Source organism: Pseudoalteromonas sp. S3785 (genome assembly GCF_005887365.1).
Classification (GTDB): Bacteria; Pseudomonadota; Gammaproteobacteria; order Enterobacterales; family Alteromonadaceae; genus Pseudoalteromonas.
Map to the genome: position 1 here is coordinate 77,504 of NZ_PNCT01000040.1, position 16,898 is coordinate 94,401.

Below are 16,898 nucleotides of genomic sequence, written 5' to 3' on the forward strand. Positions count from 1 at the left end.
AAAACCCTGCAAATTTGCAGGGTTTTTTATAATTCGAGTTTAATGACTTATATGTATTGAGGCTTATCTTTTTCTCCAGCCGCTCCATACATCATCTTCTTGGTTGGCTTTTTTCTTCTTTTTCTTACCTGTGCCGGCGGGCTTTGCCATTGGTTTATCGCTTTTAAGTGCAAGGGCCGCATCAAGGTTTGCTTGGTTTACCGCAAAACCGGTTACTTCCTCACGCTCTAAGCGAAGTTTGTTTTTCTTCTCGATTATTTTAAAGTGATGAAAATCTTCGTAATCAATTAACGATAACGCTAAGCCAACTTCACCTGCACGGCCGCTGCGGCCAATACGGTGCATGTAATCAGCGGGGCTGCGCGGTAAGTTAAAGTTAATAACAACAGGCAGTTTGGCAATATCTAAACCACGGGCTGCTATATCGGTGGCAATAAGTACTTCTATTTCGCCGGCTTTAAATTTTTCTATTACGCGAGTACGCTCACTTTGGCCTTTATCACCATGAAATACCTGTGCGTTAATACCACGCTTTTCAAGCTTACCTGCTAAGTGCTCACAGTCTTTTTTAGCGTTTACAAAAATAAGTGCTTGGCGCCATTTGTGTTGCTTAATTAAATGCGCTAAAACCGTGGTTTTTTCGCCTTTATTAACCGTAAATACGCGCTGTACTAAGGTGCTTTCGTCTTTACTTTGAACTTGTATTTCAACTGGGTTAGTTAACAACTCTTGCGTTAATTGTGTGACTTGCTCTGGGAAGGTTGCTGAAAACAACATAGTTTGCTTTTTAGCGGGCATAAGCGCTAATAACTCAGCAAGCTCTTCGGTAAAACCAAGGCTTAGCATGCGGTCGGCTTCATCAAGCACAAGTGTAGTTACATTATCGAGCTTAATCGCGTTACTTGAGATTAAATCGAGCAAACGCCCAGGCGTTGCAACAATAATATCGGCGCCGCCGCGCAGTGCCTGCATTTGTGTATTAACCGACACACCACCAAATACCGCCACCGTTTTAATTGCGCCATTAAAGTTAGCCGAATACGATTTAACGCTATCGGCCACCTGCGTTGCAAGCTCACGGGTAGGTACCAAAATAAGCCCAGTTACAAAGTTACCTTTGCTCGCTGTTTTTTTAGCGCCTTGCTCTAAAAATAGGGTTTGTAGCATAGGCAAAGCAAACGTTGCTGTTTTACCTGAGCCAGTATTAGCCCCCGCAATTAAATCGCTACCAGCAAGTACACTTGGAATCGCCTTAGCTTGAATTGGCGTAGGTTGGCTGTATTCCAAATCGGTTAAACGAGCTTGTAGCTCTGGAATAAGGCCAAGTTCGGAAAAAGTGCTAGGGCTTGTGGCTGAGGTCATATTTATTACGGGCTTATTGCTAAAAAAGTAGCCTGTAATTTTAGCGTATTTAGCGCTTATTAAGTAGGGATTAGTGATTTTAATGTTTTTATAGGTAACCGCTGCGAGTTGTAAAGGTAACTGTAAGCGCAGGCCACACCTACGCTTTGTCCTTTTACATTACTGCATTTTATTTAACTGTGTTTGTAATCTACTTTTAGTCTCTTTTAAGGCATCTAAATAGGGGTATGTGGTATCTACAACATTTAAAGCCGCTTCTATTTTAATAAGTGCCTGTTGTATATTACCTTGTACCTCATAGCCATAACCTAACCCCCATAGTGCATCAACAGATTGTGGGTGATGCTTAACATTATGCTTAAATACTGCCACAGCACGCTCATATTGCTGCCTATTTACTAGATTGTAACCAAGTTGCCTAACCGCCCCCTCTGGGGGTGTTATTTGCTCCCCCCATTGCTGAGATAATGTTTGATAATAAACATCAATAGATTCTATATCATCGCTTAAAGCACTCATGGGCATTTGTTTGGGTAAAAATAAATTATGATAGGCATTAAATACCCCAGCGACGGAAGTCAGGTTATGCGAGATGCCATCAAAAGCATCACTAAAAAAGCGTAAATTTGGCAAGTTATTAGATTGCAAAGCTTGCTGCAGCTCATTGTATCGCTCACGCATTAAGCCTGCTTCTTCGCCAATATTTATATAAACATAGTTATTCAGATCTTTTGATTTATTGATAAACGATTTAGTCGCTTTTACTGATGCGCCATAGTTCCACCAAACGGCAGGGCTGTAAGCAATGTGTGCTTGAAAAAGCTCAGGGTTAGCTTGCATTGTATAAAGTGCAAACACGCCTGCCGCAGACGCTCCTGCGATCACATTATAATTGTGCGTACGGTAACTTTTATTAATTAAAGGCATAAGCTCTTGCTCAATAAATGCTAAAAACGTTGCTGCACCACCGCCTTCACCTACCGGGCCTTGTGGCTCTTTATTCACTGTGGGGTATAAATCTCTTAAGCGATTGGTATTTTCAATAGCGACAATAATAACCTCAGGCGCACGATTATCATTTTGTAAACGCTCCATCACTGCACTTATAAGCGGTATGTTACCCGCGCCATCAAGGCGATAAATGACCGGATAAACTTTGTTTGGATTAGCTTGATAACTCTTTGGAAGCTGTACTACAACTGTGCGTTCTTCGTTTAAAACGGCTGATTTAATAGTATGTGTTTGTTGCGTATAACTAATGGTTTGCTGTTTTAAATCAGGCTCTGCAAATGTGTTATTAGAATAAAATATAAATAAACTACATATAAAAACAGCGGTTAATAAACGCATGACTAATCCTTTAGAAAATAGTGTGTTATTTAATCTAACAGGCTTTGAGGTACAAAAAAAGGCGCATTAAGCGCCTTTTTATCTTTAACAGGTAATTACCAACCTTTTGATTTTACTCAACCGTAACCGATTTAGCTAAGTTACGTGGTTGGTCAACGTCGGTGCCTTTAATTACTGCTACGTAGTACGACAGTAACTGTAATGGCAGTGTGTAAACAATTGGCGCAATAATATCGTCAGTGTGGTTTACGTTGATTACACGCATTGTGTCGTCTGACTCAAAGTGTGAATCTTTATCTGCGAATACGTAAATAATGCCGCCACGTGCGCGTACTTCTTCTACGTTTGATTTAAGCTTTTCTAATAGCTCATTGTTTGGTGCTACAACAATAATTGGCATGTCGGCATCAATAAGTGCAAGTGGCCCATGTTTTAGCTCGCCCGCTGCGTAGGCTTCTGCGTGAATGTACGAAATCTCTTTAAGTTTAAGCGCACCTTCCATTGCAATTGGGTATTGCGAACCACGGCCTAAAAACAGTGAGTGATGCTTGTCGGCAAATTCTTCTGCAAGGTCTGCAATGCCATCTGCAAGCTGTAATGTTTCTTCAAGCTTAGCAGGTAGTACTTTTATAGCATTTACAATAGCACTTTGATCAAGCTGTTTTTCTTGCGCTATAGACGCAGTAAGCATTAACAAACCAACTAATTGTGTTGTAAATGCTTTAGTAGAAGCTACACCAATTTCAGCGCCCGCTTTAGTCATAAAGGCAAGGTCTGATTCGCGCACAAGCGATGAACCCGGTACGTTACAAATGGTCATTGAGGCCATGTAACCTTGCTCTTTAGCTAAGCGTAATGCCGCTAGCGTATCGGCTGTTTCACCCGATTGTGAAATAGTCACAAGTAGGCTATTTTCGTGCACATACGATTGGCGGTAACGAAACTCAGAGGCGATCTCAACATTACAGCTAACGCCTGCAAATTGCTCAAGCCAGTAACGGGCAACCATACCTGAATGGTATGACGTACCACAGGCAATAATTTGTACGTGTTTTACATCTTTAAATATTTGCTGAGCGCTGTCACCAAAGGCATCAATTGCTACGCGGTCGTCGTTTAAACGTCCTTCAAGGGTATTACGTACCGCAAGTGGTTGCTCGTAAATTTCTTTTAGCATGTAGTGGCGGTAGTCGCCTTTGCCTGAAGCATCTTGCGTGATATTTGATTCAACAACTTCACGCTCTACAGCGTCGCCATTTTCATCAAAAATTTCAACAGTATCGCGTGTAATACGGGCTACGTCGCCTTCTTCTAAAAATATAAAGCTGCGAGTAACAGGTAATAGTGCTAACTGATCAGAAGCAATAAAGTTCTCGCCAAGGCCTAAACCTATAACAAGTGGGCTACCTGAACGCGCTACGATAATTTCGTTGTCGTTTGCTTTATCAAATACAACGGTACCAAACGCACCTTCAAACTGCTTAACCGCTGCTTGAACAGATGCAAGTAACGTAGTGTATTGCTTACGAAGCTTATGAATTAAGTGCACCATTACTTCGGTATCGGTTTCAGATAGGAACTCGTAACCTTCTTCTTTAAGCGATGCGCGTAGGCTTGCGTGGTTTTCAATAATACCGTTATGCACAAGTGCTAGCTGATTGTTTGATACATGCGGATGAGCGTTTTCTTCAGTAACGCTGCCGTGTGTTGCCCAGCGAGTGTGTGCAATACCTGTATGGCCGCTAACGCCTGCTTTCTCAAGTGCAGCTTCCACGTTTACTACTTTACCTACTGCTTTTACGGTATTTAGTGTAGAGCCTTCTAATAGTGCTACGCCTGCTGAGTCGTAACCACGGTATTCAAGACGCTTAAGGCCTTCAACTAAAATTTTGTTTACTGGGCGTTCTGCAACTGCCCCAACTATTCCACACATAGTGTCTCCATTAATTTTTTAATTCTAGTAACTCACTTTGTAGTTACTAATCAATAATCTCTGCACAAATTAGTTTTACACCACACGCCTCAATCGCTTTGCGTTTATCATCTGCTAAGCCGGTATCGGTTATTAATGTGGTTACTATTTTCCACGGTAATTCTAAATTTGGTATTTTTCGGCCAATCTTGTCTGATTCAACCATAACGATTACTTCGCGGGCGGCTTTTGCCATTACTTGGCTCAAACCAACTAACTCATTAAAGGTAGTAGTACCGCGCTTTACGTCTATGCCATCAGCACCAATAAATAGCTGATCAAAGTCATAAGAGCATAATACGTTTTCGGCAACTTGCCCCTGAAATGACTCAGAATGCGGATCCCAGGTACCGCCGGTCATCAAAAGTGTTGGCTCGTTTTCAAGTGAAAGTAAACGGCTCGCTACTTTAATCGCATTAGTCATTACAACTAACCCGCGTTTATTTGCAAGCTCTGGGATCATGGCAGCCGTAGTACGCCCGCTATCAATAATAATGCGGTTATGATCTTTTATAAGTGCAGCTGCAGCCTTGGCTATTGCGACTTTGCGCTTAGAGTCTATTTCGTCACTTACTATTTCTTTAGGTAGTGCAATAGCACCGCCGTAACGGCGCAGTAACAGGCCACTTTTTTCAAGCGCGGTTAAATCTTTACGAATGGTTACTTCAGATGTTTGAAACTGCTCAGCAAGCTTTTCCACAGCCACTTCACCTAGCTGATTAACCTGAGCCAATATATTATGGCGGCGCTGCTGTGTGTTTCGTTTAGTCATAAAGATTGTATATTAAGTTTCGTTTCGAAAGTTGTGCAATTTTAAACGAAACAAGTTAAATGGCAAGTGAACGAGCAAAAATAAAGCAGCTTTCATCAAATTATAATAAAGGTAAAATAGCTTTAGCATCTCTTAACTAAACAAAGAAACCATAATGCAGCCATTTAATAGCTTAAACAAAGAGCTTTTAGCCCTACGTAAACAAACAGGCGAAGTATGCCGACTCTTTAATAAAAGCCCGAGTAAAGGCAATTTAAAACGTATTAAAGAGCGATTCGCTCAATGCGGTGAAGGAGTAATTATAGAATCAGGTTTTCATTGCGATTATGGTAATCAAATCACTATTGGTGATCGTAGCTTCATAAATATTAACTGTACTGTATTAGATGCACCAATTAGTGAAGCTTCAATTACAATTGGTGATGATTGTTTAATTGGGCCTAACGTGCAGTTGTTAGCGGTATCCCATGCTGTAAACCCTACTCAGCGACTCAATAAAGAAAACTTTGCATCACCCATCACATTGGGTAATAACGTGTGGATTGGCGCGGGAGCTATTGTTTTAGCAGGTGTTACCATTGGTGATAATGCTGTCGTGGGCGCAGGATCAGTAGTAATCAAAAGTGTGGCTCCGAACACTGTTGTTGCTGGCAATCCTGCGGTGAAAATTAAAGATATTTAATTATATATTGTAGGTCGTCGTTTACGGCGACAATAATATAGAAAAAACCTTTCGGTAAACGAAAGGCCTTAGTTGACAGATTGTAACTAATTTTACTAACTACCTATCTACTCATCGCGTAAAACAAGTGATGGCCTTGTGCTGGCGGCTTTAAAAGCAAGGCTCGCAACCGTGAGCCAAGTAATCGCAGCAACAACTAATGCAGCTAAAGCATAAACCCAAATAGGTTGCCCTATGCGGTCATTAAAACTATTTAGCCAATTCTCTGTTAACCAATAAGCGAGCGGTATACTTATTACTAAACTCAATGACACAAGTTTTAAATAAGACACACTCACTGCTGTTACCAACTGAGTGATTGTTGCCCCCAAGACCTTTTTAATCGCCAACTCTTTTTGCTTCGAAAGCACCGTTTGAGATACCAATACGGCAAGGCTAATAACGGTTAGCGCTGTGCTCAAAACTAATAACCATTTTGATAAGGTTGTTACCCTATGCTCATTTTTATAATTTTTTTCGTAATCATCGTCAAAACTATTCACTTCAACATCAAGAATGGCAAAGCGCGACTTTAATAAAGCAGGGATCTGCCTTTTTAAATCCGCAAATTCAGCATCATCGCTTAACTTTATAACAATATTGCCATGACCATTTGGCAAGTAGTTTCGGCCTAGGTTAAAAGAAAGCGGTGTCATTTTATGTTTAGCCGAGCCAACTTTCACGTCAGCAACAACACCAACAACCGTGGCGATTAAGTTAGCTTCTGCATTACGTAGTGTCATACCAATCACTTGCTGCATCGATTCATACCCAGCTAAATTCACCATTGACTCAGTTACAATTAACGCAACGTGTTCAGAGCCATTCGGCTGCTTTTCAAACCAATCACTTTGAAAGTCGCGATTAAAATCTCTACCCGCTAACAGCTTAAGCCCCAATGCTTCAACCACATCAAAGCTTGTTACCACTGAAGGAGCAACCCCATCAACTACCTGCCCATTAGGCCAAGTTAGTTGCACACCGCCGCGCACTTGTTCAGTCAGGTTTATGTCGGTTGCACTGAGCGAAGCAACGCCTGGTAAATCGGCAATTGCTGATATGACGCGTGTATTATCTTTATCAAAAAGTTGTGTAGTTGGAATGTTTTTAACAATGAGTCTATTTTGGGTTTGATAGCCCACATCCATGTTCGCAACAAACTTAAGCTGTAACTGAGCAATAACAAATACAATAAATATGAAAGTGGCTAAACCTGCTTGAAAGCTCAGTATACCTTTGACCAGTAACCCCAAATGATACTGATAATGTGTTCTTACTAAGAGTTTTACATCAACATTTGCAACCACTAAGCCTGCATATATGCCATTAAATATACCTATTACACAAGTTATCAAAATAGCCATCAACACCATTGATTTATCAAGCACAAACGAGATATGCGACTCAACGAGCTGGTTAAAATAATCATGACTCAACTCCACAAATGTCAAAGACAACATTACGGCAAAACCAGTGAGTACAATTGATTCAACTATAAATAGCCGAAAAAGCTGACCTCGACTGGCACCAATCGCCTTTTTAATCGCTATTTGCTTGGCAGCCCTGCCCACACTGACTAAATTAAAGTTGATAAAATTACAGGTTATTTGCAAAAAAATAATGAAAATAAGCCCACAAGCAATAGCCACCGCAGTGATCGACCCAGGCGCTTTCATTTCATAAGTGGAGCGACCTTTTAAATAAATATCGGTGATATTTATTAATTTATATTGCACTGTTTTGTGTTCTGCTGATTTTGTTGTCAAATACTGTTCAAACAACTTATTTTCAAGCGCAGCAATATCTGTGTCGACTGCTGTTTTTATATAAACGTAACCATGGGGTTGTTTTTCAAGTGTTGTAGGAAAGGCAGTGAGTACGTCAAATGCAAAGTGAGTTTGCGCAGGTAAGTCTTTAAATACAGCGCCAATTGTGTAGTTTTGTTCATTGGCACTTAGCCGCTTACCTATCACATTAATACCAGCAAACAGCCTGATAGCTTCAGATTCACTGATCGCGAGTCGATTAGGCGTATTTAATACCACATCGATAGCACCACGCGTCACATCTAGGTTAATAAATTGCAATAAATTATTTGACGCAAAATAAACGTTTTTTAGCTTAACCTTAGTGTCGCCATTGCTTGTGCCTACAGGACTTACTTCTGTATTAAAGTGATGACCTACATACCCCATAAATTCAGCCGGTATTAAACCGAATACATCTTCGACATCAGTATCGTTTAGCAGTGCTTGCGCCACAGCTAAATCCCGCATCGGCATTAATGTATCGAAACCAAAACTTGTAAAATCTACGTGCGCCCTATAAACCCGCTGTTTATCCGGCTGATTACTATCATAAGAGAGTTCATGCTGTACAAACAAAGCCAGCAATATTACTGCTGCTAACCCAGCACTATAACTAACAAAGTGGAGCCAAAATAATCGAGTCGCTTTTGTTCTTATTGAGGTAATTAATTGTTCCAAAATGATCATCCTTTTCAGTTTGTTAATCGCTGCCAAAATTTAACTCGATACTTTGGCAGCGTTAACATTTTCATCTAAAAATCACTTTTTTTATTCATAACGTAAAGTAAGCGATGGCCGTGTACTGGCGGCTTTAAAGGCAAGGCTGGCCACAGTCAGCCAGGTGATCGCAGCAACACTCAGAGCGGCAATTAGATAAACCCAAAGAGCTTGATCAACACGCTCGTTAAAATTAGCAAGCCAGTCACCCACCAGCCAATAAGTAAGCGGGTAAGCTATTGCTACACTTCCTAACACTAAAATTAAAAACTCTTTTGCCAGTAGATTCATAATACTGATGCGTGATGCACCAAGTACTTTGCGTACCGCGATTTCTTTTTGGCGGCGTAATACCGAGAATGACGCTAAACCAAAGGTCCCTACGCACGCTAAAAATACGGCTAAGCCAGAGAATAAAGTGACAAACTCAGTTGCACGTTCATCATTACGATAAAGCGCACGGTAGTTTTCGCTCAGCATATCTATTTGTGGGTCGCGAATTGCGAGATTCTCTTGCAAAATAATTGCAAGCTGCGCTTTAATAGGCAGCATTTTAGCAGCGTCCATATCAACAATAATGCGACCTGCCCAACTGCTGGTGTAGCCACAAATTAAGATGGTAGAAGGTTGTGCGTCTTTAACACTACCCACTTTAATATTTTTAACCACACCAACAACAGTTAATATTAAATCTTGGCCTTTGCCTGCACTGGCACGCCACGTACTGCCAATTGCATCACTTGGTGTTGCATAACCAGCTTGTTTTACTAGCGACTCAGTCAATATGGCTGAAGCCGTTGCTTTAGTTTCGCTAACCTCATTAAACCAATCAGCAGCCATATCTGCACTAAAATCTCGGCCAGCGACCAATGTTAGGCCCAATGTTTTGGCTATGTCATTACCGGCGCCAATAATAGGTAAGCTTTGTTTGGTAAATTGACCGTTGTCGGCGGTAAATGTGCGAGACGAGTTATATGAGCCTGTTACATCAATATCCATAACGCTTGCTCTATTTACGCCATCAATCACGTTAATACGATTTAGTAATGCTGTATTATTGTTGTGTAATATATCTTCAGCTGATATATCACTGATAATCAATTTACTTTCTTTGGTGTAGCCAACTGGTAGTGATTGTAAATAAGCCAACTGCTGTTGCAGTAATAAAGCGCCAATAATTAGGCCAACCGATAGCGCTGATTGTACAACTAACAAACCTTTTCTAACTGCGATGGCTGTGCTGCCGCGCTGCATATCACCACTGAGTACTCGTTTTGAACTAAAAGCCGACATAAACATGGCAGGGTAAATACCGGCAAGCAAGCCGATTAACAGTACAACAACAGCAATTGCAGCACCTAACGTAGAGTCATAATTAAGGGATAACTGTCTATCAACTAATTGATTAAAAGCCGGTGTTAGTAATTCAACCAACATACAGGCAATTAATGCAGCAATAATAGTGATAAGCAATGACTCTACTAAAAACTGGCAAATAATTTGTAGCTTACTCGCGCCAAGTGCTTTACGTACGCCCACTTCTTTGGCACGTTTTGCCGATTGTGCAATGCTCATATTAATAAAATTAAACGCAGCTAAAAGTATCAATAAAACACTCAAACCAATACAAATACGCAGCGTTGAAAGCGAGCCATTCTTTTTCATTTCATAGTTAGAGTTAGAAGTTAAATGAATAGACGTTAGCGGATGTAATGTCATTTTTGCTAAATTTGGGTTTTCGTAAGCAATTTTCATGTAGCGTTGCTCAATAGTTTCTGCCAACTTTTCAACGTCAGTACCTGGCTTTACTCGAATATAAGAGGCACTATTCATGTTTTGATATTCAGTACTGGCTGGTAACTCTTTAATTAACCCTTGAAAAAAGAAGTGCGTATTTTCAGGTAAATCAGCAAATACCGCCCCAATCTGCCAACGTTTATTACCTTGTATTAAGGTTTCACCAACGATGTCTGCACGGCCAAAAATACGTATTGCGTACTGCTCACTCAATGCGAGCATATTTGGTGCGCTAAACACTTTGGCTAAGTCGCCTGCAACTAAATCAATATTCACAAAATCAGCTATATTGCTGCTTGCCGATATAATACTTTCTAATTTATAACCCACATCATCACGAACAAATTCAGCACCTGGCAGACTAGGCTCTAATGATAGTATGTCTTCTATTTCAGCCATATCTTTAAATGTATTCATGAGGTCTTTGTTGGTCATCGGCCCGCCAACTCCCAAGGATGTAAAATACTGATTAACACGATACACGCGTTCAGCATTGGGTTGCTGCTTGTCATAAGAAGCTTCATTAAAGGCAAACATAGCCACTAAAATAGCCGCCGCTAAACCAATACTCAAACCAAGTACATTGAGCAAAAAGTGTTGCTTTTGCTGCTTAAATGAGCGCATTGCGGTCATAATATAATTTTTAAACATTATCAAATTCCTTCTTACCCCTAGGGGTTAAAACAAAAACAGCTGACAAGCCACAAAATCACTTACCATATCACTGAGGTATACATAAGACAGCTCATGCTTGAGAGCAAAAGCACTCAATGTAATAAATAAGATTACTGTACTAGCTCTTATTAAGTGCACTGGAACATGCTGTAAAAAATAACGATAGTAAACGTGCATTACGCAACAACAGCGTCTGAAATTTGTGATGTTTGTTGCTGTAAATTCGCTTTATCAACCATCACTTGACCATCAAGTAAGCGCACTAAGCGATCGGCGTAATTACCCTCTTTATCAGAGTGCGTAACCATAATTACCGTGGTGCCCTCTTTATTTAACTCACGTAACATAACCATCACTTCGTCACCATTTTTTGAGTCGAGGTTACCGGTTGGCTCATCGGCTAAAATGAGTTTAGGGTTAATCACTAATGCACGCGCTACTGCAACGCGTTGCTGCTGACCACCCGATAACTGCTGCGGTAAATGCTCGCCTCGATGATCAATACCTACGCGCTTTAAAATGGTTTCAACACGCTTTTTGCGCTCACTTTTTGATATTTTTTGATATTGCAATGGTAGCTCTACGTTTTCAAATACGGTTAGCTCGTCAATTAAGTTAAAGCTTTGAAATACAAATCCGATTGATGCTTTACGTAGCTCTGCTAGTTGCTTTTCGCTATAGCCTGCTATGTCAGTTCCCGCAAAATCAAAATTGCCTGAGGTCGGTGAATCAAGCATACCCAAAATAGAAAGTAGCGTTGACTTACCACAGCCAGATGGCCCCATAATCGCTAAAAAATCACCTTCGTTTACGGTTAAGTTGATATTGCTCAGCGCTGTTGTTTCAACATCTTGAGTACGAAATACGCGGCTTAGATTAGTTAATTTGATCATTATTATTTTCCCTAAAATTGTAGTTGCTGTGCTTTGTCAAAGTTGCTGTAGCTAGAGGTAATTACATGATCCCCCGCGTTTAACCCTTCAAGCACTTCAAAATAGTGTTGATTCTTTTTGCCTAGGCGGATATCACGGCGCACTGCTCTATCACCGCCTTGCTCTATTACATAAACCCAGTTACCGCCGGAGCTTGTAAAAAAGGCGCCGCGTTTAAGCAGTAAGGCATTGTTATTGTCATCTCCTAGCATTAACTCAATATCAATGCTTTGGCCGCGTTTTATACTTTTAGTGTTACTGGGTAAGTCCACTTCCACTTGAAATTGTGACTGCTGTACGCGGCTATCGATTTTGCTCACTTTTGCATTCACCGTGCCGCTTTCAAGCTCAATCATTACCGCCATGTCACGCTGCACTTGGTTTAAATAAAATTCATCCATGCGCACCACTAACTTATATTCATTAGGAATATCTATTTGGCCTAACCGCGCACCACTGTTTTTAGATTCGCCAATTTCCACATCAAGTTCGCTTAAATAACCCGATACCGGTGCTTTGATTAATAAGTTGTCGAGATTTCGACGCGCAAACTGTAGGTTTTTTTCAAGCATTTTAGCGCTATCTGAAAGCTGCGCCACTTGCACCTCACGGATTGAATTTTCCTGTTTTTGGCGCTCAAGGGTGAGTTCTTTGCGGGCTTGGTAATAATTTAAATCTTCTTCTATTTCTGAAAGTTGCTCTTGCGCTAATACGCCACTTTTAACCAAAGGTTTAGTTTGTTTTAAACGGCGGGTTAGGTGGGTAATCTTTAATTCGATTTCTAATAAATCACGGCGTAAATTTAATCGGCTGGTTTCCATAGTCATTTGTGTATTACGTAAAAAATTAAGTTGTTCAGTCACTTGTGCTTCACGGCTCATTACATCAAGTTGCAGATTAGTATTGCTTAAGCGCACTAACGGTTGGCCTTTTTCAACATATTCGCCTTGCTCTACTAAACGTTCTTCCACTTGACCGCCAGCGATAGTATCAAGGTAAATACTGGTTTTTGGCACTACTTGACCGCGTAGGCTTAAGGCATCTTTAAATGCACCTTGTTTTACTGTGCTAACGGTTAAGCTGCTGCGCTCTATATTTTGGCTACGACCTGTATCACTGCTTTGCGTAAAACCGTATGCAGCCGCAGCAACACCTAAAGTAAGTGCTGCAAAAGTAAATTTTTTTAAATACTTTTGAGTAAATGAGCGTTCTATTTTTTTATCCATGCCAGCTACCTTAATACAGGTTTATTAACTAATTACCGATAGTTATTACAATCAGCATGCCAACATTTTTTAACATTAAAATTCAATAACTTAACATTATAAAAAAGTAACCCAGTGTCGAAGGTGTCCGATAATAGAACACTTTTCATTTTATAAACGTCCATTTATGGACACTGTTCCTTTTTTGTTTTAGGCTAAATAAAATCCTATAAAAATAATCATCATGAAACACTCAGGCTCACTTTTAATTGTTGATGACAACCCAGATATTCTTATTGCTGCACGGTTATTACTAAAGCAGCATTATCAAAGTGTTAAAACCACCGACAACCCCTTTGATATTGAAGGCATCATTAACGAGCAACGCAAAGTTGAGCAACCCGTCGACGTTATATTGCTTGATATGAACTTTACTCAAGACTCAATAAGCGGAAAAGAGGGCTTTTATTGGCTAAAAAAAATCATCGAGCAAGACCCTAACATTGTTGTTTTGCTAATGACTGCCTACAGCGATATTCAACTCGCAGTCAATGCAATTAAAGCGGGGGCGTCTGACTTTATTAGCAAGCCTTGGCAAAATGAGCAATTACTGGGTGCAGTGGCCGCTGCTTTCTCTCATGCCAAAGACAAACAACAAGTGAGTAAATTAACGCGCCAAAAACAGGGGTTAAACCAAGCCTTGAATACCCCCAGCTTTGAGTTTTTAGGTCAAAGCAATGCGATGAAGCAGGTGTTTAGTACTATAGAAAAAGCAGCACAAACTGATGCAAATATACTGATCACCGGTGAAAGTGGCACAGGCAAAGAGCTCACCGCGAATGCCATTCATCAAGCAAGTATGCGCCACAGCCAAACATTTATGAGCCTAGATATGGGGGCAGTGGCAAAAAACTTATTTGAAAGCGAGTTGTTCGGCCATAAAAAAGGCGCGTTTACTGATGCAAAATCCGATCGCATTGGGAAATTTGAACTTGCCCAAGGTGGCAGCTTATTTTTAGACGAGCTGGGTAATTTACCTCTAGAGCAGCAAGCTAAATTACTGAGCGCACTACAAAACCGACAAATAACACCTGTTGGTGGCAGCAAAGCTGTGGATATCGATATTCGCCTAATTTGCGCCACGAACGACAACCTTGATCAAGCTGTGAGCGAAGGTCGTTTTCGTCAAGACTTGTTATATCGAATAAACACCGTTGAAATTCGTCTACCGGCATTACGTGAGCGTAGTGATGATATTCCACTATTGGCTGATTACTACCTAAACCACTTTGCGCAAAAATATAAACGTGATTTAACCATTAGCGATCATGATATGAACGCACTTTGCCAGTATTCATGGCCAGGCAATGTGCGAGAGCTTGCCCACGCAATAGAGCGCGCCGTTATTTTAACTGAAAGTGATACACTCGATATAACCTCAGTTGTGGGTAATAGCGCAGCACCTAGTACTCATTCTGCGAGTCAAAGTACAGAGGATATAAACAACCAGCTACAGTACGACACCTTTGATCTAGACATACTCGAACAACGCACAGTTCGCGCAGCACTTAAGCACCATCAAGGTAATGTGAGTCATGCAGCCAAATCACTGGGTTTAACCCGCGGTGCCATGTACCGCCGCCTTGAAAAATACGGGCTATAATCATGCGAGCTAATTTATTACTTTCATTTAATATTATCGCACTTATAAGTGTAAGCGCGTTGCTTAGCTACGTATTGCAAAAGCATGGTTTTTCAGCGACGACATTGTTAATAATACTAGTCTCAGCGGCGCTAATAGCGCATATTTTTACGCTATTTAATCGCCAACAAAAACAAGCTGAAATGGTGCTCCGTGCTTTAGCTAATGGCGACAGTACCTTAGGGCTTGGACAGCAACACCCTATGCTTAAGCAATTTGAGCAAGTAAAAGCACAAATGCAAACAGCGCGCTTTAATGCCGAGCAACAAGCTCAGTTTTTACAAGCTTTGCTCATCCATGTTGATTTAGCCGTTATGGTATGTGATGACAATGGTAAGGTGATCGAGTCTAACCCAGCCGTTAGTAAGTTACTAGGTAAAAGCTTTCAAAATTTACATGAGTTAGGCGCTGTTGGAGAGTTAATTTTAAACGCCGAACACAATATCCGCAGCAACACCTACTGGCAAAATGGCGAGCAGCACGACACCCTATCAATTCAACTAAGTATCGCCGAAATACAAGGTAAGGTACGTCGAGTTGTCAGCTTGCAATCAATTCATAATCAACTACAGCTAAAAGAACAACAAGCGTATAAGCGCTTAACTAAAGTGCTCACCCACGAAATTGCCAACTCTATTACGCCACTATCATCACTAGCTGATACCTGCAGTAATTTGATGCCACAAGAACTGTGTTTTATCGATAATGAAGATAAACAAGACTTACAACTTGCGCTAAACACACTAGCATCAAGAACCTCTCACTTGGGCGATTTTATTACTCGTTTTCATCAAGTTAGCAGCTTACCCAGACCTGATTTAGCACCCGCGAATTTAGCCGATATACTCGCGCGTATAGTCGCTTTACATCTACAGCAAGCACACCAACAGCAAACCCATATTAAACTATCGATTAAAAGCCAGCAGTTAGTAATGCTCGATAGCAGCCAAATAGAGCAGGTATTAGTAAACTTAATAAAAAATGCACTTGAAGTACTAAAGAGTAGCCAAAAACACAGCGCTGAGAATGCCGCTCAACCAAGGATTGAAATTAGCTTGGCACAAAATACTAGCCAACAACTCTACATAGAAATTAGCGACAATGGCCCAGGTATTAGCGAACATGTGGTGGATATGATCTTCGTGCCATTTTTTACCACTAAGCAACAAGGCTCCGGCATTGGCTTGAGCCTCTCTCGGCAAATCATGCTCAACCACGGAGGTGATTTAATTAACGTGCAAAAACCACAAGGTGCGTGTTTTAGATGCGTGTTTGGTTAAATTGACCATGCTCATTTTTGATTCTGTTAGGTCGCATTTATACTTTCATTTTTTATCTCTTTATACCAATCTGGAATGATACTGAATCACCTTAAAGGATTCGCTAAGTGCGTTAAAAACTTCTGATTTACGGCCGTGTGGATACAGGAGGTAGAATAATGCGGAGCAATTTAGTCATGTTATCGATACGATTTGCTTACCTCAGAATAGCTCACTTAATTAAGTAAATCCGTAACTAATAATGCCATAGTGCCCACAGCGGTGAAGAGCCACAGTGAAATGCTTCACTATCTTTGTGTCGGGGCGGCCTTCCGTGGGGTTCGACATCGAGCTGTTTTGTTTGACTACTGAGTTCAGCATGGGCTCTTGGCTATTTACTAAACTCCAGACAGCAAAAAACCCGTTACATCGCTGTAACGGGTTTCTCTTATTTGGAGCCTGGCAATGTCCTACTTTCACATAGCAAATGCTACACTATCATCGGCGCTGTTTCGTTTCACTACTGAGTTCGGCATGGGGTCAGGTGGGTCCAAAACGCTATGGTTACCAAGCAAATTAGGGTGTCAGTTCGTTTTCACTTACATACTAAATTTTGAAATTATCAT

Annotated in this window: 11 protein-coding genes and 1 rRNA gene; 3 read left to right on the top strand and 9 right to left on the bottom strand. The window is 40.8% G+C overall.

Features of this window, described 5'->3' with window-relative positions; translation table 11 throughout:
• Nucleotides 1-63 precede the first annotated feature (63 nt).
• The 4 genes from CWC17_RS11155 to CWC17_RS11170 form a co-directional block, all read right to left on the bottom strand.
• Entirely contained in the window at nucleotides 64-1,362 is a 1,299-nt protein-coding gene (locus CWC17_RS11155) for a DEAD/DEAH box helicase (protein WP_138612907.1), read from the bottom strand.
• Nucleotides 1,363-1,521: 159 nt separating this feature from the next.
• A complete protein-coding gene (locus tag CWC17_RS11160; RefSeq protein ID WP_138612908.1) occupies nucleotides 1,522-2,712 on the bottom strand; it encodes an alpha/beta hydrolase-fold protein in 1,191 nt (396 codons plus the stop codon).
• Nucleotides 2,713-2,824: 112 nt separating this feature from the next.
• Nucleotides 2,825-4,645 (bottom strand): glutamine--fructose-6-phosphate transaminase (isomerizing), encoded by a 1,821-nt coding sequence (glmS, locus tag CWC17_RS11165; protein ID WP_138612909.1) that lies wholly within the window; start codon nucleotides 4,643-4,645, stop codon nucleotides 2,825-2,827.
• A gap of 46 nt (nucleotides 4,646-4,691) precedes the next feature.
• Nucleotides 4,692-5,456, bottom strand: coding sequence for a DeoR/GlpR family DNA-binding transcription regulator (locus tag CWC17_RS11170; RefSeq protein WP_138612910.1), 765 nt, complete (start codon nucleotides 5,454-5,456; stop codon nucleotides 4,692-4,694).
• 154 nt (nucleotides 5,457-5,610) lie between these two features.
• On the opposite strand from CWC17_RS11170, the gene CWC17_RS11175 reads away from it, so the two are divergent.
• Entirely contained in the window at nucleotides 5,611-6,138 is a 528-nt protein-coding gene (locus tag CWC17_RS11175; RefSeq protein ID WP_138612911.1) for a sugar O-acetyltransferase, read from the top strand.
• A 107-nt stretch (nucleotides 6,139-6,245) separates the two neighbouring features.
• Here CWC17_RS11175 and CWC17_RS11180 read toward each other — a convergent pair whose 3' ends face one another.
• The 4 genes from CWC17_RS11180 to CWC17_RS11195 form a co-directional block, all read right to left on the bottom strand.
• A complete protein-coding gene (locus tag CWC17_RS11180; protein ID WP_171042085.1) occupies nucleotides 6,246-8,663 on the bottom strand; it encodes an ABC transporter permease in 2,418 nt (805 codons plus the stop codon).
• A gap of 90 nt (nucleotides 8,664-8,753) precedes the next feature.
• Entirely contained in the window at nucleotides 8,754-11,150 is a 2,397-nt protein-coding gene (locus CWC17_RS11185) for an ABC transporter permease (protein WP_138612913.1), read from the bottom strand.
• Nucleotides 11,151-11,350: 200 nt separating this feature from the next.
• Nucleotides 11,351-12,067, bottom strand: a complete 717-nt coding sequence (locus CWC17_RS11190; RefSeq protein ID WP_138612914.1) for an ABC transporter ATP-binding protein — start codon at nucleotides 12,065-12,067, stop codon at nucleotides 11,351-11,353.
• A gap of 11 nt (nucleotides 12,068-12,078) precedes the next feature.
• Nucleotides 12,079-13,332 carry an efflux RND transporter periplasmic adaptor subunit gene (locus tag CWC17_RS11195; RefSeq protein ID WP_138612915.1) on the bottom strand — a complete coding sequence of 418 codons (1,254 nt, stop codon included), beginning with the start codon at nucleotides 13,330-13,332 and terminating at the stop codon, nucleotides 12,079-12,081.
• Nucleotides 13,333-13,555: 223 nt separating this feature from the next.
• Between CWC17_RS11195 and CWC17_RS11200 the strand changes: the two genes are divergently transcribed.
• Nucleotides 13,556-14,974: a sigma-54-dependent transcriptional regulator gene (locus CWC17_RS11200; protein ID WP_138612916.1), complete on the top strand. Its 1,419-nt coding sequence runs from the start codon at nucleotides 13,556-13,558 to the stop codon at nucleotides 14,972-14,974.
• Between the two features lie 2 nt (nucleotides 14,975-14,976).
• Nucleotides 14,977-16,293 (top strand): sensor histidine kinase, encoded by a 1,317-nt coding sequence (locus CWC17_RS11205; RefSeq protein ID WP_138612917.1) that lies wholly within the window; start codon nucleotides 14,977-14,979, stop codon nucleotides 16,291-16,293.
• Between the two features lie 436 nt (nucleotides 16,294-16,729).
• Here the strand turns inward: CWC17_RS11205 and rrf are convergent.
• Nucleotides 16,730-16,844 (bottom strand): 5S ribosomal RNA (gene rrf, locus CWC17_RS11210).
• Nucleotides 16,845-16,898 lie beyond the last annotated feature (54 nt).

Bases quoted from the DNA above. Each gene is read 5' to 3' on its own strand.
- glmS (WP_138612909.1), bottom strand. From the start codon at position 4,645: ATGTGTGGAATAGTTGGGGCAGTTGCAGAACGCCCAGTAAACAAAATT.
- CWC17_RS11175 (WP_138612911.1), top strand. From the start codon at position 5,611: ATGCAGCCATTTAATAGCTTAAACAAAGAGCTTTTAGCCCTACGTAAA.
- CWC17_RS11205 (WP_138612917.1), top strand. From the start codon at position 14,977: ATGCGAGCTAATTTATTACTTTCATTTAATATTATCGCACTTATAAGT.
- CWC17_RS11200 (WP_138612916.1), top strand. From the start codon at position 13,556: ATGAAACACTCAGGCTCACTTTTAATTGTTGATGACAACCCAGATATT.
- CWC17_RS11170 (WP_138612910.1), bottom strand. From the start codon at position 5,456: ATGACTAAACGAAACACACAGCAGCGCCGCCATAATATATTGGCTCAG.
- CWC17_RS11190 (WP_138612914.1), bottom strand. From the start codon at position 12,067: ATGATCAAATTAACTAATCTAAGCCGCGTATTTCGTACTCAAGATGTT.
- CWC17_RS11185 (WP_138612913.1), bottom strand. From the start codon at position 11,150: ATGTTTAAAAATTATATTATGACCGCAATGCGCTCATTTAAGCAGCAA.
- CWC17_RS11155 (WP_138612907.1), bottom strand. From the start codon at position 1,362: ATGACCTCAGCCACAAGCCCTAGCACTTTTTCCGAACTTGGCCTTATT.
- CWC17_RS11195 (WP_138612915.1), bottom strand. From the start codon at position 13,332: ATGGATAAAAAAATAGAACGCTCATTTACTCAAAAGTATTTAAAAAAA.
- CWC17_RS11160 (WP_138612908.1), bottom strand. From the start codon at position 2,712: ATGCGTTTATTAACCGCTGTTTTTATATGTAGTTTATTTATATTTTAT.